The 20,384-nt window shown below is 60.5% G+C and carries 12 protein-coding genes; 6 read left to right on the top strand and 6 right to left on the bottom strand.

The annotated features are described in order from the left end of the window. The first annotated feature begins 227 nt into the window (after window positions 1-227). From ACQUQO_RS14615 to ACQUQO_RS14605, 3 genes are all read left to right on the top strand, one after another. Window positions 228-3,404, top strand: coding sequence for a choice-of-anchor D domain-containing protein (locus tag ACQUQO_RS14615; protein WP_435078870.1), 3,177 nt, complete (start codon window positions 228-230; stop codon window positions 3,402-3,404). A gap of 47 nt (window positions 3,405-3,451) precedes the next feature. After that, window positions 3,452-3,826 (top strand): hypothetical protein, encoded by a 375-nt coding sequence (locus tag ACQUQO_RS14610; protein ID WP_435078868.1) that lies wholly within the window; start codon window positions 3,452-3,454, stop codon window positions 3,824-3,826. A gap of 144 nt (window positions 3,827-3,970) precedes the next feature. After that, on the top strand, window positions 3,971-7,390 hold the full coding sequence (locus ACQUQO_RS14605; RefSeq protein ID WP_435078867.1) for a S8 family serine peptidase: 3,420 nt from the start codon (window positions 3,971-3,973) through the stop codon (window positions 7,388-7,390). 53 nt (window positions 7,391-7,443) lie between these two features. On the opposite strand, the gene ACQUQO_RS14600 is transcribed toward ACQUQO_RS14605, so the two are convergent. Further along, window positions 7,444-8,556 carry a glycosyltransferase family 4 protein gene (locus ACQUQO_RS14600; RefSeq protein ID WP_435078865.1) on the bottom strand — a complete coding sequence of 371 codons (1,113 nt, stop codon included), beginning with the start codon at window positions 8,554-8,556 and terminating at the stop codon, window positions 7,444-7,446. 103 nt (window positions 8,557-8,659) lie between these two features. On the opposite strand from ACQUQO_RS14600, the gene ACQUQO_RS14595 reads away from it, so the two are divergent. Beyond that, window positions 8,660-9,643, top strand: a complete 984-nt coding sequence (locus ACQUQO_RS14595) for an NAD-dependent epimerase/dehydratase family protein (RefSeq protein WP_435078863.1) — start codon at window positions 8,660-8,662, stop codon at window positions 9,641-9,643. A 1,756-nt stretch (window positions 9,644-11,399) separates the two neighbouring features. Here ACQUQO_RS14595 and ACQUQO_RS14590 read toward each other — a convergent pair. The 5 genes from ACQUQO_RS14590 to ACQUQO_RS14570 all read right to left on the bottom strand — a co-directional run bounded on the left by ACQUQO_RS14590 (window position 11,400) and on the right by ACQUQO_RS14570 (window position 18,276). Next, on the bottom strand, window positions 11,400-15,062 hold the full coding sequence (locus ACQUQO_RS14590) for an ATP-binding protein (protein WP_435078862.1): 3,663 nt from the start codon (window positions 15,060-15,062) through the stop codon (window positions 11,400-11,402). 585 nt (window positions 15,063-15,647) lie between these two features. Continuing rightward, window positions 15,648-16,481, bottom strand: coding sequence for a transcriptional regulator TbsP (gene tbsP, locus ACQUQO_RS14585; protein ID WP_435078860.1), 834 nt, complete (start codon window positions 16,479-16,481; stop codon window positions 15,648-15,650). Between the two features lie 104 nt (window positions 16,482-16,585). After that, window positions 16,586-16,768 carry a hypothetical protein gene (locus ACQUQO_RS14580; RefSeq protein ID WP_435078858.1) on the bottom strand — a complete coding sequence of 61 codons (183 nt, stop codon included), beginning with the start codon at window positions 16,766-16,768 and terminating at the stop codon, window positions 16,586-16,588. Then, on the bottom strand, window positions 16,758-17,234 hold the full coding sequence (locus ACQUQO_RS14575) for a DUF7342 family protein (protein ID WP_435078857.1): 477 nt from the start codon (window positions 17,232-17,234) through the stop codon (window positions 16,758-16,760). The genes ACQUQO_RS14580 and ACQUQO_RS14575 overlap by 11 nt, the downstream gene beginning before the upstream one ends. Before the next feature lie 82 nt (window positions 17,235-17,316). Further along, complete coding sequence (locus tag ACQUQO_RS14570) at window positions 17,317-18,276, bottom strand: VOC family protein (protein ID WP_435078855.1); 960 nt, start codon at window positions 18,274-18,276, stop codon at window positions 17,317-17,319. Between the two features lie 164 nt (window positions 18,277-18,440). On the opposite strand from ACQUQO_RS14570, the gene ACQUQO_RS14565 reads away from it, so the two are divergent. Continuing rightward, window positions 18,441-19,286, top strand: a complete 846-nt coding sequence (locus ACQUQO_RS14565; protein WP_435078854.1) for an alpha/beta fold hydrolase — start codon at window positions 18,441-18,443, stop codon at window positions 19,284-19,286. Between the two features lie 571 nt (window positions 19,287-19,857). Next, window positions 19,858-20,384, top strand: a 527-nt coding sequence (locus ACQUQO_RS14560; protein ID WP_435078852.1) for an IS630 family transposase, incomplete at its 3' end; no start/stop codon positions are given.

Below are 20,384 nucleotides of genomic sequence, written 5' to 3'. Positions count from 1 at the left end.
ACTCCTCGGCGGTAATTTTATTAGGAGAGGGGGTATTGGGAGTGGTAGTGGAGGAAGGAGTGTGCTGCCAGTCCATCAATCGAGCCGCCAGAGAAATCCCATCCATCGGCGGATGGGTGGTGGTCGACAGTGGGTCGATGGCAGTGCTACCCCACTAAACAACATCAGATGACAAACACAAACGATATCGGACGGACGTATCGCACACGAACAACAGGAGCGCTCCTATGAGCGGACATGAGAAATCCCGCGCGGTCGTACTGACCGCGCTGATGGTGGTGTCGGTCTTCGCGACCGGCATCGCCTTTACGGCCGGGACCGTGGCCGCAGACGAGCGAACGGACGACCTCAACATCGATGTCCAGCCGGATACGGTCGTACCGGGAAGCAACACGGATACCGTCATCGTCGAGGTCACTAACGGTGACGCGGCCAACGAAACCTACCAGTACACGGTGACTGGTCCTGGTTCCAACGTGGTCACCAGCGGGAGCAGCGCGGATGACACGTTCTCGTTCAGCATCAATCCGCAGGCTGAGGGTGACTACACGGTTGAGGTGACGGCAACCGGACCTAACACTGAAAGTGACGACGGTGCCAGTGACACGGACACGGCAACCGTCACCTCGGCCTACGACCTGAGCATCCAGCCGTCGGAAGTGCCGGCCGGCGACGACACAGTGGTCATCAACGGCCAACTCACGAACGATCAGGGTGAGGGAATCCAGGGTCAAACCCTCGCGCTCCGTGACACTGAGGCTGGCGAAGATGACGACGATGATTCCAACAACGCGATACTGGACGCGAGCACCTCCGACGCGAACGGACAGGTCAGCTTCCAGTTCACGCCGGACCAGAGTGGTCGGTACCCGATCACAAACGCTGACGGTACCATCACCTACGAGAACGTCACGGCCACGCCGAACGAGCTCATGGTGACGGCCAACCGGACTCAGTTGTTGGTGTCGAAGACCGACACGACCGACTTCACCGTCTCCGCGAACGGCGAACAGCTGAACGGGTCGGAGCTGTCGAACCTCGACCCCAGCATCACCCAGAACGGTAGCGATGTGACCCCCAGCGACGGCGAGTACGTCGACACCAACGACGATGACAATGTCGACACGTACCGCGTGGACATTCAGCCCACTGCCAGTGCAAATGCGCCGGTGAACGCTACGTTCAGCAACAGCACCTTCACGGGTACCACGCAAATCGAGGTCGTGACGCCGAACGTGCAGGTGAACAAGACGAGTCCCTTCACGAAGGGCGTTCGGACGTCCGTCGAACTCAGTGCCACTGACCCGCGCGATGGGAGCACCATCAACGAGAGCAGTCAGTTCGGCATCGACATCGACGGCGGGACGTTCGAGGCCCGCAGTGACGAGGTGACCGTGGACGACACCAACGGCACCACGTCGGGCAACAACCTCGAACTCGGCGACGACGAGTTCGCTATTATTAGCGAACGGACCGGTGCTGACGACGACGATGTCGTGAACATCAACGCGACGGTGTTCGCGTATAACCAGAGCGCCGGTACCAGTGAAGGCACTGGTGACAGCACCGAAGAGAGGCGAGACGCGTTCAACCAGTCGGTCGTCACGCACATCGTGGCGGTCGCCGGGGACAGCGCCCAACCGCAACAGTCATCTGCAGCGGCTGCTACGCAGCCTGCGGAAACCGAGAGCCTGTTCAACTACGCTGGCCTCAACCCGACCGATTACACCTTCGAACCGCTCAACGCTGACGCGAGTCCCGACACGATTCCACTGAGCGGCGAGTCGGAGGTCACTGTCAGCACGTCGAACGCTCAGGACGACCCATTGCCGCGCGTGGTCGACTTGCACACCGAGAACTACCGATCTGGTAACACCGGTGAGGACGGGCAGATCACGTTCAGCGTGAACCCCGACCAGACCGGGACGATTACCCAGAACACGTTCTACGACGACGAATTCGTTGGCTCAGAGGCACCGTACGAAGTGCAGACCGACACCATCGAGGTCACCCGTGGCGGCGACGATGGCGGCGAGGGCGGCAACATCGAAGCACAGTCGAACCAAGACTTCGGCGACGTCACCGTCGGCGAGTCCTCGACCGAAACCGTGACCGTCGAAAACGAGGGCAACGGCCCCGTGACGGTCAACGAGACCTCGATCAGCGGCGCTGATGCCGACGAGTTCGAAGTCGTCGGCGGCGGTGCTGACTTCACGCTCCAGCCGCAGGAGACCCAGCAGATCGAAGTGCAGTTCACACCCGACTCGGCTGGTGAGAAGAGCGGCGACCTCACCATCGACACCGAGAACGACGGTACCGAGACGGTCTCGCTCTCGGGCAACGGTGTCGAAGAAGAACCCGGCAGCATCACCGCGCCTGACAGTCAGGCCTTCGGTGACGTCACTGTCGGCGAGAGTAGCGACGAGACCGTCACCGTCACCAACGATGGTGGCTCGCCCGTGACGGTCAGCGGCTTCGGCATCAACGTCAATCAGGGCAGTGCGTCCGAGTTCTCCGTCGTGAGCAGCCCGGGCGACGACCGGAGCTTCACGCTCGCACCCGGCGAGAGTGCGGACCTCGGCGTGCGCTTCACGCCCGACTCGACCGGTCCGAAGAGCGCGAACCTCTACGTCAACACCGAAAACGACGGTAGTACGACCACTTCCCTCACCGGCAGCGGCGTCGCCGAGACCAACACCCTCCGCGTCGAGGGTGGCGGCGAGTACGCGTTCTACTCGTTCCGTACCTCCGGCGACATTCAGGCTGACGACCCCAACCGTGAGGACCGCGTCCGCGGCATCACCGCCTCCGGTGCAGTCGGCGGCTCGGGCGAGGACACCTACACGTTCGAGGGCGACCTGCGCAACCTCTACGTCTTCGAGAGCGCAACCGTCTACGTCAACGGCGAAGAGGTCGACCCCAGCAACTACGAGTCGGTCGTCACCGTCCGCGGCAACGGCAACTACAGCTCGTACAACTTCGAGCTGCGCAACGGTGCGATCCAGAGCTCGTCCGGCCTCTCCAGTGAGGACGAGGTCAGCGACAACAACCAGAAGGCCTCCGGTGCGGTCGGCGGCACGGGCTTCGACCGCTACCGCTTCAACGGTGTGTTCGAGGGTCTCGACCGCGATGGTGACGCCCTGATCGTGCTGAACGGTCAGCCGGTCGACCCGTCGCTGTTCTACAACACCGTGCAGTTCTCCGGTGACGGGAGCTACTCGTTCACCACGAGCGGCGAAGTCAAAGACACCCGAGGTGTCACCCAGGAGGATTCGGTCGGTGTCAACACCGCCTCCGGTGCAGTCGGCGGTGGCTCGGACACCTACCGCTACTCCGGGTTCATCAATGACATCTCGACCGACGACGGTGTCACCGCCGACGGTACCGAAGAAGACTACGAATAGACAACCGGTCTACACTCCTTCCTCCGTTTATTTGTGGCCGATAGCCAGTGGCACGTCCGCCATCGAAGCGGGGAATGCAGGCTTCGAGCAGTCCGGCCGCTGGACGTGGACTCAGGCCGGCAATCAGTCTTCGGTTCGTCGGCACTGTCCGCGGCGGAGGTGTCCATGCACGGTCGTACGCGCTATCAGATAGCGTCGATTGGCCGCTGCGTACGCTTTCGATACGGCGACGCCATCTCGCTCGACTCGAAAATCTCGACGGCGGTCAGGCGGACGCCCGACCCGGCAAGCAGGCGGTCATCCACGAGATGAAGGGCGACTGGTATCCGGGGTCGCCGACGGTCGACGGCTTCACACCGGGAAGCTACGTCGGGACGTGGCGACACGTTCACGACCAATTCGAGCAGCGTGGTCTCGGCTAGGACGACCTCCAGTGGATGTGGTGTGTGAACCGAGGCGTCGGTCACGATTCTTGCCAATACCGGCTCGGTGTCCTATATATACCATCGTTCTATCACTGATTCAGAAATAAAAAACTTTATTGTGTATTGGTAGTGGTTTGAAACATGCCAAAGACATCTTCTTTCAGCAGGCGAGAATTCTTGAAGGTCGCCGGGACCATCGGCATCCTCTCCGGGGCGGCAGACACCGCGGTCGCTCAACAGTCAGATAGAAGGCGAAACGAACTGCTCGTCGGGGTTGATCCATCGACGAACGCTCGCCGAACCGCCCAGCGGGCGCTGCCATCCGAAGCACGCATTGTCAGCGAGAACGACACGCTCGGGTACGTCAGGGCCGAGTTACCCGAGCGTATCTCGACAAGCGCAACGGCTAGCGTCACCAGCACCGTCGCCTCCCGTCGAGGGGTCGAGTACGCCGAACCAAACGCCGTCTATGAGACGCTTGCCGTCCCGAACGACCCGCACTTCGGGGACCAGTACGCCCCAGAGATGGTGAACGCGCCGGCTGCGTGGAACACCACCTACGGGGATGGCGAGGTGACGATTGCGGTCGTCGATCAAGGTGTCAAATACGACCATCCCGACCTCGAAGCCAACGTTGCAAGCGACCGCGGACGGAATCTCGTCGATGACGACGATGATCCCTACCCCAACTCGCTCGCGGACGAACACCACGGCACGCACGTCGCCGGCATCGCCTCTGCTGGGACTGACAACGACACCGGCATTGCGGGCATCAGCAATGCGACGCTACTCGGCGTTCGCGCGCTCAACGAGAGCGGGTCGGGGACCACCGCCGACATCGCCGATGGCATCCAGTGGGCCGCAGACAACGGTGCGGACATCATCAACCTCTCGTTCGGTGGCGGTGGATTCACCGAAACGCTACAGAAGGCAGTCTCATATGCCCACGAAGAGGGTGTATTGCTCGTCGCTGCCGCGGGAAACAGTGGTGGTTCGGTCAGTTACCCAGCAGCTTACGACGAATGTGTGGCCGTCTCAGCGCTCGACCCCGACGGCGGTCTCGCCTCCTACTCAAGCAGGGGTCCCGAAATCGAACTCACCGCACCAGGAACGAACGTGCTCTCGACGTGGACCGACGACGGCTACAACCTGCTTTCGGGCACCTCGATGGCAGCGCCAGTGGTTTCGGGCGTCGCGGCGCTCGTTCTTTCACAGAAAAATCTCACGAAGGGAGAGTTACGTTCCCGCCTGAAAAACGCCGCTATCGATGTCGGTCTTTCGAGCGAAGAGCAGGGCAGTGGTCGTATCGACGCTGCTGTTGCAATGAACGACGACACATCGACGCTCAGGATCGACGGTACGGGGTCGCGCACCGATTATTCCTTTTCGGTTTCCGGTGATCTCGAAGGGGTAAGTCTCACCGGTGAAGATGACATCTCCGGTTCGACAGCTACCGGTGCGGTCGGCTCCGGTCGGGACAGCTACCGATTCACAGGCGAACTCATAGCGTTCTCGCTCGATGGGAAGGCAAACGTCACCCTCGACGGTGAGCCGGCTCTCATTGACCAGTACCCCGACCACGCACTCGTCATCGACGGTGCTGGATCGCGTACCGACTACTCGTTTACGGTGAGCGGTGATCTCGAAGGGGCAAGTCTCACCGGCGAAGATTCGATTACCGGATCGAGCGCCACCGGTGCGGTCGGTGGCGGTCATGATAGCTACGGGTTTTCGGGCGAGCTCATTGCGTTCGATTTGGACGGCGAGGCAAACGTCACGGTCGATGGAAGGCCGGCCCGCGTCGGCCAGCGTTCCGACCACGCACTCGTCATCGACGGTGCTGGATCACGCACCGAATACTCCTTTTCGGTCTCCGGCGATCTTGAAGGGGCAAGTCTCACCAAGGAGGACGACATCTCCGGTTCGACGGCCACCGGTGCTGTCGGCGGCGGTCAGGATAGCTACGGATTCACAGGTGACCTGCGTACCCTCAACCTTGACGGCAATGCCACAGTACGACTCGACGGTGCAGTAATCGATCTAGCGCAGTACGAAAAGATCCTCACTATCGAAAGCTCCGGATCGTACGTCAGCTATGACGTAACAGTAAGTGGCACCCTCAGAGCCGACGCCGGGATTACCGGCGAGGACGATATTTCCGGATCCTCAGCTACTGGCGCGGTTAGCGGTGGCCGCGACACCTACGCCTTTTCGGGGGCCGTTACCAGCCTCAGTATCGATAGCGAGAGGACAGCTCCTACAGACAGTCTTCCGTACACGCTCACCATTGCGGGGACTGGATCGCATGCTACCTATGATCTCACTGTGAGCGGCGACCTCGAGCCTCACACCGGGATTACCGGCGAGGACGATATTTCCGGATCCTCAGCTACTGGCGCGGTCAGCGGTGGCCATGACACCTACGCCTTCTCCGGTAACGTGTCTGAGATGACGTTTACTGGCGATGTAGCAGTGCACATTACTGAATTCTCACCGCCGACAATCGGCATTCATAACGGCCTTAGTGATTCAAATTTCGACACTATCAACCGGATGGAAGAATGGCAGAACACCGACTACGCCGTCCAGAACCTGTTCGTTCCCTGGAACCCCGATGAAGGCCACATGAACTGGCTGTTCGACCAGATTCTCCCGCAAATCTGGAATAGTGGTCGAACACCGTTGATCACGTGGGAGCCGTACACGCCCGGCGCACGGACTGCCTCGGTCGATACCCAGTCCCTCGTTGAGCGCAACGAGTACGATGCCTATCTCGAAAGCCTTGCCGACACCACGCCGGACGATATTGAGGTCCGAATTCAGAATGGCGAGTACGACGGCTACATCGACCGCTGGGCAAACCGACTACAAAACGCCCTCGCCGGGTCCAGCGACCGACAGGCGTATCTCCGACTTGCCCACGAGATGAACGGCGATTGGTATCCATGGTCGCCGACGGTTGGTGACTCCACACCGGGGAGCTATATCGAGATGTGGCGACACGTTCACAATCGGTTCGACCGGCAGGGACTCGGCGGGGATGATCTCCAGTGGATGTGGTGCGTGAACGCAGAGGACGTCGGCTCCTACAGGGCCGAACAGCTGTATCCGGGCAACAGGTACGTCGACTGGCTGAGTCTCGACGGCTACCAGTGGGGCCGAAGCCAGAGCTGGTCGAGCTGGCAATCGCCGGACAGCATCTACGGCGAGATGCTCGACAGGCTCGCCGGTCTCGGCGACAAGCCAGTCTGTGTCGCGGAGTTCGCCTCCTCTTCGAAGGTGAGTGTCGGCTACGACCCACAGCGCAAGGATGCCTGGATTCGGGACGCGCTCGCGTACTTCGAAAATCGGGGCGTCGACATGTGGTGTTGGTTCAACGAGGACAAGGAAACCGACTGGGCAGTCTTCAACGGTGTGCGCGGGACCGAGACAGTCGCTCATGACGGAACCCAGGTCAACGCGTACAGCGCCTACCGGGAGACGGTCGATACGTATGGGTCCACTGCGAACACGACGGCGACGGAATCAGTGTCTTCCGGGCAGACCATGAGCGACGACTAGATCGCCTCGAAGCAACTACCGGCATTTTCAGATATCCGGACGGTAGAACGTTACTAGCGGTCGTTTTCGGATAGTGCCTCTAACTGGGATGTCGTCCGCACGACCGTATCGTTCCAGTCGTATTCGGCAGTCACTAGCTCCCGTCCGCGCTCGCCGAGTGTTACGCGCTGGTCCGGAGCCGACGCCAGTTCGTTGAGCACACTGGCAAATCCAGCAACATCCCCGACAGGAACGGTGCGTCCCACGCCCTCGACTACCGAACGCAGCTGTGAGAGGTTGCTTGTCACCACAGGCGTACCCGTCGCAAGCGCCTCCAACACCGTCCGCGGCAGTCCCTCGGCGCGGCTGGGGAGGACGAAGAGGTCGGCGGCGCGATACACCGTCGGCATCTCCTCGTGAGAGACCTCGCCGAGGAACTCGACCGTTCCGCCGAGTCCGCGTTCCGTGACGTGCCGTTCGAGGTCGTCCCGGAGCGGACCGGTTCCGACGAACGACAGCTTGACATCGGGATGTGCATCGCGGACGCGCTCGATTGCTGCGAGTGCATCGCCCGGTCGCTTGCCCTCGACCAGCCGCCCGACGAACAGCACCGCCGGATCGCCCGCAACTCGGTCGCTCTCGGGGCCGTTGGGCGAGAAGCGGTCGGTGTCGATGCCGTTCGCAACTACGTGGATGTCACTCCCGACGCCGAACTCCCGGAGCCGCGACGCATCCGCGTCGGTATAACAGAACACCGCATCGGCGCTGTCGAAGGTCGCGCGCCCGAGCGTACGGAGGTACCAGCGAAAGACCCACTCGGGGGCCGACTGCGAGTAGAGGCCGTGGTTCGTAATCGCCAGCGGCGTCGAGCCGAGCCGCCGCTTGAGCGCTGCGAGATTGGTCGAGAAGTAGAGGTGTGAATGCGCATGGATGACGTCGTAGTCGTCGGCTTGCCGGAGAAAGCGCGCAACACCGGTCGAGAGGCTGTTGCCGAGCACCTCGGCGGTCGCTGGCCGACGAACCACGGTGTAGCCGGCGCGCTCCTCGCGTCGCGGGCCGTCGCCGATAGTGAGGACAGTGACATCGTGACCCATCGCCGCCTGGTCGCGACTCATCGCGTGGACGTGGTAGGTCCCGCCGCCGACGACCTCCGGGTACGTCTTCTGGGCGATTCGCAGAATTCGCATTGTCGGGTGGTGCTCATAGACGACTCAAAAGCGATTCGATGGCCGACTGGACCACCAGTGGATTTCGGTACGCTTTACCCGACCGTCCGACTCCTTCGAGCAAATGATACTCGTCACCGGCGGCGCGGGCTTCATCGGCGGCCATCTCGCCGCGTCGTTCGTTCACGCTGGCCACGACGTCGTCGTGCTCGACAACCTCGACCCGTTCTACGACATCGACATCAAGCGCCGTACCATCGATGTCGCACGCAATTCGGCTGAAAACGGCGACGGGACCTACGAACTCGTCGAAGGCGACGTCCGGGACGCCGACCTCGTGGCCGACCTCGTGGCCGACGCACAGTTCGTCTTCCATCAGGCTGCACAAGCTGGCGTCCGCACCAGCGTCCAGAGCCCCCGTCGGGTCGATGACATCAACGTTGAGGGGACGCTCAACGTGCTTGATGCTGCGCGCGATTCGTCAGTTGAGCGCGTCGTCTTCGCGAGTTCGTCCTCGGTCTACGGCAAACCCTCCTATCTTCCCTACGACGAGGAACATCCGACGACGCCGGTGAGTCCCTACGGCGTCTCGAAACTCGCTGCCGAGAACTACGTTCGAGTCTACGGCGACCTCTATGACATCCCGACGGTGGCGCTTCGGTATTTCACTGTCTATGGCCCACGGATGCGGCCAAACATGGCCATCTCGAATTTCGTCTCGCGGTGTATGAACGGCGAGCCACCTGTGGTCTACGGCGATGGTTCGCAGACACGCGACTTCACTTACATCGATGACATCGTTCGCGCGAACGCGAAACTGCTTGAAACCGACGCTGCCGACGGCGAGATTATGAATATCGGTAGTACCGACAATGTCGATATCAAAACGCTTGCGGAGGTCATCCGCGATGAGATTGCCCCCGACCTCGAAATCGAACATGGCGAGCGACAGGCCGGCGACGCCGAACACACTCACGCCGACGTGAGCAAGGCCGGCGACGTGCTCGGTTACGAACCGACCGAGGATATCCGCAGCGGTGTAGGGAAGTTCATCGAGTGGTATCGCGAGAACCGCGAGTGGTACGAACCGCTCGTTCGCTCCTCTTGATGTCTTTCCTATCTTCTTTCAGCGAGAGAATCCCGTCCTGAGGCGAAGTCGAAGGGCGGACGTGAATCGCGTAAGCTGTGTCGCGGGCTTTCACTTCCAGGCCGCATACCGCCCGCTTATGCGCCCTGTCGCCCAAAACGGGATTGTTGGAGGCGGCACGTCTGCCCACAATCGGACAGTATCTGACAGCCCACAGGTGCGATGAATGATCTTCGTCGTATCGTGGGGGGAGGACGTCGGCGGAGTGGTCTGCGTAAGAACTGAATGTTGGTCAGCGAGAGATCCAGTGAACGGCCTACCGTCGTTCGGTTTTTCGCTTGCTCAAGCACCGACGCTCCCTCAACATTCAAACGTTGTGCCGATCACTCATGCCGACGTCCGACAACGCTACGCCTGAATCTGGGCTGAAACAGCGCCTCAATAGGGCTTAACGGGGGCGTGGCACTCCCAGTGGCTGTCCGCAGTCACGAACCGCCAAAAGAACCAACGAACCCGCTTGCGGTGCGGGGCGGTGGGAAGTCCCGTCGTTCACTATGGGGAGGTGTCACCTCCCGCCGATAGCCTCGGTGTATAGACTGTCGTAAAAATATAAAATATGCTTCACAGCTGTTCCACACTCAACTGCACCGCCTGAGAGACAGTCATAGGGAGTTTGGTTTCTTCTAGATCCATACCGGTTTCTTCACAACCGGTGTTTTCACCCGGAGGAAGCGTTCTGACGCCTAATCCAGGACGATTGTGAACGACAGTGACCAGGGACGAAAGGGCGGACCGAGAGGAACACTCAACATGGAAACCGGCTCACAACGGCGTGAAGCGCCTGAAATTCGTACAGAGGTGATTACTTGCGTTATCGATATCGCCGCTACCCGAGTCTCATTCTTGGTCACGCACAATCTTCACACACGGTTGCAGTCTGGCGATTATGGGTATCGATTTCACCCACAAATTTCGTCTTTTTCATACTGAAATATAGAGAACGTACGGGACGAGCAGCGTTTTCTTCACTCTCGTTCCTGGAAACACCGAATATCCGGGTCCACACAGACCATACAGACTCCGATAATCGCATGACGCAAACCGTGTGTGAATCAGGTGTAAGTCATAGTGAAGCTGAGGCCGTGCGTGGCACCCGGCGAATCGTGATGGTCGCAGGAAGTTAGTCATAGTGAAGCTGAGGCCCAAGAACGTCAGCGATCGGTATGCTGTCGTGGACAACCCGCTCTCACTCTCGCAGCTTTGGCGTTTCTTTTTCTGATTCGCGGATAGCGCCGCGTCACTGAGGTGATTTCGTATCGCTCACGAGCCAAGTCTCCAAGCGCAGAATCCCGGAATGTGTGTCGCCAAAGGAGATAACTTTCACACACAGACCAGCCACGCAGCCCCACTTGGTCTATTCCGGGGATTCGAACCGATTGTGAACGGCCATTCAAACGCTTAGAAGGGGAGATAGCGGCTCAGAAGCCAGAACAGTACGTAATTCCGAGTGTGGACATTCTTCCTGTTCCCCCGCATACAGACTATATTGATTCTGGGAGAAGGGTTCTCTCCGGTGTGTCGCTGGTCCCTTCAAGTGCGGATTGGAACCAAAGGATTTGACGCGCCGAAGCCGAAACACAATGGTCGGATTCCCTCTCACTCACCGGGTGGAGGGACTACTATCGGACAGAATCTCATCGAAGAGACAGTTCGAATATCCACCTGCTGTCTGGCGATCTCGCCGCATCCGATATTCACGTGCTTCTGTTTGACAGTATTAATCAGAGACCGATTCGCGCAGAAGCTCGACCGGATAGATAGACGTCAGACCCGGCGTGTCGATGCGGAACTGCTGTGGCGGTGTATTCTGACTGTACGTCTTCTCGATCCGCGGTTCGTCATCGGGTGGATCGTTCAGTACCGCGAGTACCTGATGGCCGCCATCACGGGTCATCACTACCCAGATCGCTTCTTCTGGGTCACAGGCGGCCATCTTGTCGTAGTCAGCGGGAACGGCTTCGTGGACATCGTGATTGATTCGCTCGATCTCTACCGTGACGACGACCTCATCATCGGCATCGAGACCGGCGAGATCGAGTCGGCGGTTCTCATCGATATCGTAGTAGGGATGGACGTCGATGACAGGTGAGTCAGCGTTGTGAGCGTACTCCGATTCGAGGTACTGACGAGCGACTTCAACGGCAAAGACGTGCTGACTCGATTCCTCGAGGTCACCCTTTCCGTGTCCGTAATCGACGCCCTGCCGATAGCTTTCACCGAGCGTTTTCCGCCCGGCTGCAGTCACCGTATACAGGCGATGCGGGTGGTCGGTGTCGTGTCGCAAGAGGTCGGTATCGAGGAGTTCGTCGACCGCTGCGCTCTCGATGCCGACGTACTCCTGGAGACGGAGCATACTGTCCCACACCAGGTCATACTCGAACGCGGCATCATAGCGCAGTTGCTGGGCATTGTATACCGCCTGAAGGAAGCAGAGCTGTCGGTCGGTCCACCCCGTAGCGGCCCGTTCCTCAGGGGTGAGTTTGAGGTTGAGGTCACAGATCGGTATGTCGTTGCGGTCGACGGTACTCAGGTCGTGACAGCAATCGACCGCTCGCTTCAGTCCGGTTGCACTCGGATCGTATCGGTTGTCGCAGTCAGCGCAGCGGAGGGCATGAATCGCGGCGTCGTACACGACGCTTGCCGGCAGGCGCTTCGTATGCGGCAGTGCGCTGTCGACGCGCATCAGCCGTTCATCGGCCTCCTCTATCGGCTCCCCATCGCGATCCACTGCGACAGACTCGGAGCCGGACTCGCTTGCGGTCTGATCGGCCGCATGTGGCATATCGAAGCCGAGCCCGTATGCCGAACGCGTCCGTGCCTGCATGTCGATCCTCGCGTCTGCAAACGCCCACTCCTCGCGACGATCCATCGACTGAGCGCTGGCCGGATGGCCAGCCGGTGGCGTGGCGGAGCCGGCAAGGAACGGGCGTGGCTCCGGTTCGTCGAAGGGTGCGGGCAGCCGTACCAGCCACTGTCCGCGGCGCAGTGCACGAAGCCGATTGCCGACCGTCTCGGGATCCATATCGTCGGTTGCCAAACGCCGGGCGAGCCGACGGTCCACGGGGACGTTCCCGGTGACGAACGTCGAGATATTGTTGAGCAGTTCGTCGTATGCGCGCTCGTCGGCACGGCGGAGCTGCGCCGGAAACTGCATTGACAGCGTCACCGAGCAGTCAAAGCCACGGGATTGGGCGAGCAAGTCCCCGAGGAGGTCGGAGACGGCAACGCTTGCGGCCTCTTCGAGATAGAGATTCACCAGCGGGTGCTCGGCATCGTTCGATCCACGCCGACTGCGACGCCTGAGCGCCGTCCACAGGTTCGAGAGAACGACCAGCGTCAGGACGCGCTGGGCTTCCGAGCGGAGTTCACCCATATCGAGGATGACGACGACGTCCTCGTCGAGGAGGTCAGCGAGGTCGAAGACCGGATCGTCACGTTCGGAGTCCGGAACGTGATTGAAGACGCTCGCGAGGCGTCGATCGACCGGGATCTTCTCGAGACGGTTGGCGACGCCCTGCATGATCTCGTCGAACGACCGCTGGTGGTTCGCAACGACGCCACCGAGCATCCGCTCGAGGTCGGGGTCGCTCACCGCAGGCGCTGTCTGCCGTTCGTGCATGCGGCGAGCCGCTTCGTGGAGCTGGCGGTGAGAGAGCGCGTCACTCCCGTGGACGGGGTCGAACTGCGCTTTGAGGAGGTATCGAATCACGTCCGGCGACCGGACGGCCTGCTCGAAGCGCTCTCGACCCATGACCTGCATGAGAATCTCGATATAGTGGTCGACGACGTCCTCGACGGCCGTGGTTCGCGAGACGCCAGCCTCGAGCTCGGCGCGGATATCGAAAAACGAGAACGCCGGCAAAACGCTTCCACAGTCGAAATAATAGACGTTATCGAGCGTCCCGAAGCGTGCGTAGTGTGACCGCAGATACTCGATGGCCATGCCGTCACCCTTGGGATCGATGAGGAGGTCCGCTCCCGCCGTGGCGGTGTGATTGTCGAGGATGGCGGTGGTCACGCTCGTGGACTTCCCCGAACCGGTCTTGCCGAACCAGCCAACGTGTAAGCGCTGGAGTGATGGCGGAAGGACGATGTTGTCGTCCGAAGTCCGGTCGTCCTGTGTCTGTGCGTGGCCGAGCGTCAATCCTGCCCCTCGATACGCGTCGAGTTGTTCGTCGGGCGGACGCGGCAGGGCGGTTCGCTCGCCCGGTGTCGTGGCAACGGCGCGGGTACCGGTCGCAGTCAATGCCGGCCCGCCGAGCAGGCAGAAGTTCGGCGCTTCACTCGCATCGGCCACGATCCCCTGGCTGGTGTTTGCTGTCCAGGGAAGCTGTGTGATGGAGCGTTCGTAGTTCGGCGGGCGAAACGTCCGCTGTCGGATTGCCCTGAGGACGCGACTGCCAGGCGGGCAGGTCCCTGTATGAAGTTCATCGTCAGTCCGAACAACGCCCTCGAGTTCGTAGCTAGTGCGCCCGACGGCACTGAACGCCGTGACGAGATCGTCGACCGCGTGCTTGGCGGCCGCCGGCTGTTCGCGGGTCAGGGCAGCCACACGGGCGTTGATAGCGAACGAACGACGCGTTCCCTTCCCATCGAGTTCCTCGAGACGCCGCTGCTCGCTCCGAACGGGCGACGTTTCGTCGGTTGATCGTTCCTCGTCGTAGGCCGTCGGGAAGAGTACTTGCACGAGTGCCTCGCCGAATCGCGCCGCGCGCGTGTCGCGACCCTCCTCCAATCGGCGACGGCGAAGCCTGGCCGCAGCAGTCCAGTCGGGCTTCGGTCTGAGAAGCACCTGATAGACCAGCGAGACCGGCATGTCGGCCATCGTCTGGACGATCGCCGTGAGAGGAACGTGGCTCTCGCCCTCGGCGTGAAACGTCCTGAAGGGCGTCAGCTGCGTCTGCCAGTCGTTGCGGCGCTCAGTCGCTCCTTGGTACTCGACGCCAGCGACGAACCACTCATCGTCGTCTCCGACCGTCTCAGCGGACGTCTCGACGGCAGCATCGATACTCGTTGTCAGATCGAGCGTAGTCCGTTCGAGTTCGTAGCTATCGGGAAACAGGCCGCGCAACGCCCGCTCGAGGACATCCAGTTCGTGACCGTCGTCGATGCCGAAATAGTAGTCGACGGCGGATGCGCTGGCGGCCGAAATCAAGAGGCACTCGATAGTCGGTGGCGCTGGCGCGCTCGCGAAAAGACGCCGAACCCATGAACTCGTGGCGCTCGCCGACCGCAGTCGATGGAGGCGCTCGAAGGGGCCTCGTATCGACTCGATCGACAACGGGTCGTCGCTCGGTCGAACCGCGATGTACGTTCGTTTCCCTAGTTCGGTGGGAGTCGACTCCTGGATGGGTGCGGGTTCGTCCTCTCTCCCCGCCATTCATGAAGAAGGTTGATTGGGTAGCTTTAATCTTGTGTCAACGATTGGCGTGGTGAAGCACGACCGATTTCAGGCGTGCAGCGTCCGACCTTCGAATCGGCTCTCGATCAACCTTCGACAGCGCGGAGTCCCCTTCCTCAACGAGCGCGGACGTTCCGCCGACGGCGGAACGAAGCGCGAAGTAGGGAGGGGAGGAGCGAGTACGCATCCGCCGAAACCGGAAGACTTAGGCTCTCTGTACCCCAAGCGGAAGGGACTGCTGTCCCGGCAAACGTCCGGGTCAGTAGGAGCCAGAGTAATGAGGCTCCTGTGGTGCGAGGCCAGACGGCCTCGCATCCCTGAATCCGGGCGCGTCCGCCATTGCGGACAACCACCGGAAATTAAATCGGCGGGACAATCCTCGCTTGTGGCGACCAGAGGTCCAAAAAGCCTCACCACAATCGAGGACGGTAAAAGGAAGCCGAGCCTTCGCCCATGCACGGGGACCGGGGTACAATGTCGGTGCGGCAAAAGCCCCGCCCTCAAGGAGTGCGCGACCGCCGCAAGGCGGGCGCAAGCGAGTAGGGCGGGGTACGTTACTCCTTCTCAGGCTGGAATCGCCGCAAGCATCTCTCGGACTACACTCGGCAACTCCTCGGGATCGGCCTCACGCAGGCGCTCGTCACCCAGTAGTAAGCGCAACCGTGGTCGTCCAACGTCGATCGGCACTTTCTCCGTGTCGAGCAGTCCTTGCTCTTCGAGGTTGGTCTTCGCACGGGAGAACGTCGCCTTGCTCGCGACACCTGTGTCCTCACCCCATTTCGAGAGATCGTATAGCATCTTCTCGTGTCTCGCTGCGACGAGCAGGCTCACTCCCACCTCGTCCAGAACCGTCTCGTCGCGGGTGCTCCCGAGAGCATCCAGTACTGTATCGAAGTCCGATGCTACCGCCGACTCGAACTCCTCGCCGAGCGATTCCAGCACTCGCGAGTACGCTGGCGTCCGGAGGTCGAACGTCTCGCTCTCCTCCCAAACACTACTCCAGCGCTCGCGCACTGCTTCGACGAACTCCTCGTCGTCGGTCACCAGCGCCGCGCTGTAGTCGTCATCCGGCGTAAGCAGCGAGATGACCGTCTCCTCAGTTACCACCAGCGTGTTCTCCAAGGACTCGGTGGCTGCCCGCGCTGCGAGCGTCTCGGCTTCGATCAACTCGGCTGCTTCGCTCGCCAGCCCGAAGTCATCTCGGAGCCATTTCAGCACGTCCTCCTTCGTGAGCAAGCGAACGCTCGGTGGTGTCTCCAAGTCGGAGAGCACCTCGACGAGCACGCTGGTTGCTCGTTCGTCGAAATTGACTGCCAACACCTCTCCAGCCGCTTCATCGAGAACCGGGCGGAGACTCGCCTTAACCGACGGTTCTATCCTGTGTGATTGGATAGCCATGTGATAACAATAGGCGCTGGAGCTATATCTCCATTGCGATATTATATTATTCGTTCACCGCAGAATTAATGTGGTAGAGGGTTACAATTGCTGACTTTCGAAAATCACTTGCCGACAGCGGCTTCGACAGTACGCAGGCTGATGGTATCAGTACAGCACTCGCCACGAGCGACCTTTCCGATGATGTGATCACTGTGATCACCGACGCGCTTGCCGGTGACGACCTGATCGACTAACAGCGCCGGGCGGTCGCCGGTGCCGTTGCGGGCGGCACTCTCACCGACCACCAGTTCCGATCACTCGCTCATACAGTCGGAGGGCGTGCTTTACAAGCCCGAGTTCCGTATTGATCGCCTCCCACGTAGCGATCACATTGCGACGTTCACGAAGCTCCTCAGCCGAGAGTTCTTCGTCAGCGAGCTGGTCGCGGAACTCGTCAAGTGAATCGACGTTGTACTCCGTCGTCAGCTCTTCCTGTTCTTCCTTCAGTTCTGTGAGCTGGCTCTCCAGTTCGTCACGCGAGTGGGCCTCGATCAGGTCCCTTAGCTCGTCGAAGAGTATCCGGAGGGGGTTCAAGTCGTAGGCTTTCGTCCCGTCGACGGTCGTTTCAGTGACCCAGTCGTCACTCTGCAGTCGCTGAAGTTCATCGTCAGCTGTCGCGTGTGAGACGTCTGCCCAGTCCGCGATCTCCTGCATCGGCATTGGTTCGTCCAGTAGCTCCACGACGTGTTGGACGCGCTCGCGCCCGCTCATACTCTCTGTCCACGACTCCGGATCCGGCTCAGCCATCGTACTGGTTCTTGCACCGCGCGGTGCAAACAACTTGTTTCATGAGCTACCGACTGGTTTCGAGCTGTGGCAGCATCTCCTCGATACGTTCGACGTCGACATCAAGCCACGCTGGGACTTTGAGCTCCTCGCCGTACTCTTCGGGATCTTGGTCGATCTCGAATCCAGGACCCATGGTCGCGTACTCGAAGATTGCTCCACCCGGTTCGGTGATGTACCGCGACTGGAAGTAGTCCCGGTCCTTCCGGGATGTCGTGATGTAGCCGTTCTCCCGGAGAGTGTTGCTCACCTCGTCTTGCTCCCACTCGTTTTCGACCCCGAAAGCGACATGGAGATACGTCCCGACACCCATGACACCGTCAGGAGCGTTGGGACGGATGAGGACATCCACTTTGTTGGCGTGCAGGGCACCGTCCGGAGCTGTGTACCGTATGCGGTCGCCCGCCTGTGGATGAGTCGCCTCGCCGACGCGGTCCCATCCCATGACGTCCAGTACGTCCATCGTACCGGCGGGATCCGAGGAGTGGAGCGTCACGTTGTACATCCCCCGGACGCCGTGTTCCTCGGGAACGTCGCTACTCCCAGTCCACGGTTCGATGTCGGACTCGCCGGTCACGAGTTCGAACGGCAGTCCGTCGGGGTCGATGAACTCGATGGCAGTTTCGCCGAACCGTTCTTCGGTGGTATATTCGACGTCGTGGTTCTCGAAGCGGTCCTGCCAGTACTCAACCGAGCCGTCTGGGATGGTCAGACCGACCGACTTCATCATTCCCTTTCCGACTAGTCCTTCATCCATCGGCATATTGGTCATCGGGAAGTACGTGACAATCGTTCCCGGAGTCCCCGTCTCGTCCCCATAGTAGAGGTGGTAGATTTTCTCCGGGACATCGAATCGAACGGTACGCTTGACGAAGCGCATCCCGAGTACGTCGGTGAAGAAGTCGTAGTTCTCCTGTGGGTCGTCACAGAAGGCCGTCACGTGATGAATTCCGTCAATCGTTGGCATGGTGAAATCCGTTGTACAATTACGCTTCCGGTACATAATGCTTTTCGGGTGTTGGCACACCACACGTGCTTCGAGATGGCAAGCCCACCTCTCCCACGGGCGATGAGGAAGGAGGCTCCGCGCTTGACCGCCACGCTAACTATTCTGGACTCGAATCGAAGGCCATGCAGTCACATACCATCGCACGCTCCGAGAGCCCAAATCTGCACGTCGTGGAGACGGGACCCAAGGACGCACAGTCGCTTCTCTTCATCCACGGCTACTCCCAAAGCCATCTCTCGTGGCGCAAGCAGTTGCGTTCACCGCTCGCGGACGACTTTCATTTGGTGGCGATGGATCTGCGTGGCCATGGGGACTCGGAGAAGCCACGCGAGGGATACGGAAATGGCGAAAGTTGGGCGGGTGACGTCCAGGCCGTCGTCGAGGCACTCGATTTGGGGTCGTTCGTCCTCATCGGGTGGTCGTACGGCTCCCTCGTCGCGCTTGACTACTTGGCGACCGTCGCAACCGATGGCGTAGCCGGTGTAAACCTGATCAGTACAGTCGCCGGGATCGGAACCGAGCGCACGAACGGCTGGCTCCAGCCGGAGTATGTAGAGCTATTCCCAGATATAGTCTCGGCCGACGCCGAAACGAGCGTATCGTCGCTTGAACGGTTCGTGAAGTTGTGTTTCGAAGCGGAACTCTCGACCGAGGAACGGTACCTCTTGCTCGGGATGAACACCTCTGTCCCACCATACGTCCGCGACGGTATGCGCAATCGAACCATCTCCCATATCGAATTCTTCGAGGAACTCTCTATCCCGGTCCTGCTCACCCATGGTCTTCAAGACGATGTCGTTTCGATCGACGCTTCGCGCGAGGCCCACCGTCGGTTGACGGAGTCTACCCTCTCGGAGTTCCCCGACAGCGGTCATACGCCACTCTGGGAATCCTCTGAGCGGTACAACCGGGAATTGCGGGAGTTCGTGACTGGGCTTCCCGAGTCGACTGCTGCGTCCGAGCGGTAGTCCTTCCGAGAGACAGAAAATGTATTGATGTTGAAGAGTGCCGAACGAAAGCGTTTCCATCGGGCTGCCACGGCAACGGCTCGATCGAGTGCTCGGGTGGTAATGTACCCCGCCCTACTCGCTCGCTCCTCCCTTGCGGGAGTCGCTCACTCCTTGAGGACGGGGCTTTTGCCGCACCGCAGTTGTACCCCGGACCTCGTGCATGGACGCGGTTCGGTTGCATGTCGTCCTCCACGGTGGCGGTCGGTGTGTGCCGACACTGCCTCAAGCCGTGGACCGCGACGATTTCACGCCGATTTAATTGCCGGTGTCCCGAACGACCCGACTTCAGGATGCGACGGCTTCGCCGTCGCACCGCAGGGGCCGCATTACGGGCGGCCCGTCCTACCACACACGTTTGGCGTGGCAAGAGCAACCGAAGATTGGGGCACAGAGGGTCTAAGTCTTTCGGTTTCGGCGGATGCGAAGATTCACGACAAAGCTCACGCGCTCCTCCCCTCCCCACGTCGCGCTTCGTTCCGACCGTAGGGTCTAGCGCAAGTTCTTGACCTTTGGACGCGTATCTCTCTGAATGGGAGCGCGACGAGCTGTCGTTGAACGACACCTCTCAGACGAAGAACTGAGACTGGAAATCAAGAAGGCGGACGACCCGAAAGTCGTCCGCCGACTCTGTTTTGTCAACAATCTCTATGCTGGCGATACGATCAAAGAAGCCACTACACGGGTCGGTGCGAGTCGTAGCATCGGGAGTCAGTGGCTCGAACGCTGGAATGAGACCGGACCGAGTGGCTTGATTCCGCGCTTCGGGGGCGGCAGGCCCCCGAAGCTCTCCCATCAGCAGTCGCGCGATCTCCAGCGACTCCTCGAAGAAGGCCAACCGTGGACGACCGGTGAAATCACGCGGTTGATCGAAGACGAATTCGGTATCAGCTACCATCCTGGCCACGTTGGGCGTATCTGCCGCACAGTATACGGTATGTCGTACGCGATTCCACGGCCAGAAACGCCGTCTCGACCGGAGAATGCCGAAGAGATTCTCGCCGAGCGCCTTGTCGAGGCGCTCGGCGAGGAGGCTAATGAGGAGGCCGTTGATCCCGG

The organism is Halococcus sp. AFM35 (assembly GCF_051195015.1).
Lineage (GTDB): Archaea > Halobacteriota > Halobacteria > Halobacteriales > Halococcaceae > Halococcus.
Note: the sequence above shows the minus strand (reverse complement) of the source record. Positions and strands in the feature narration are given on the sequence as shown.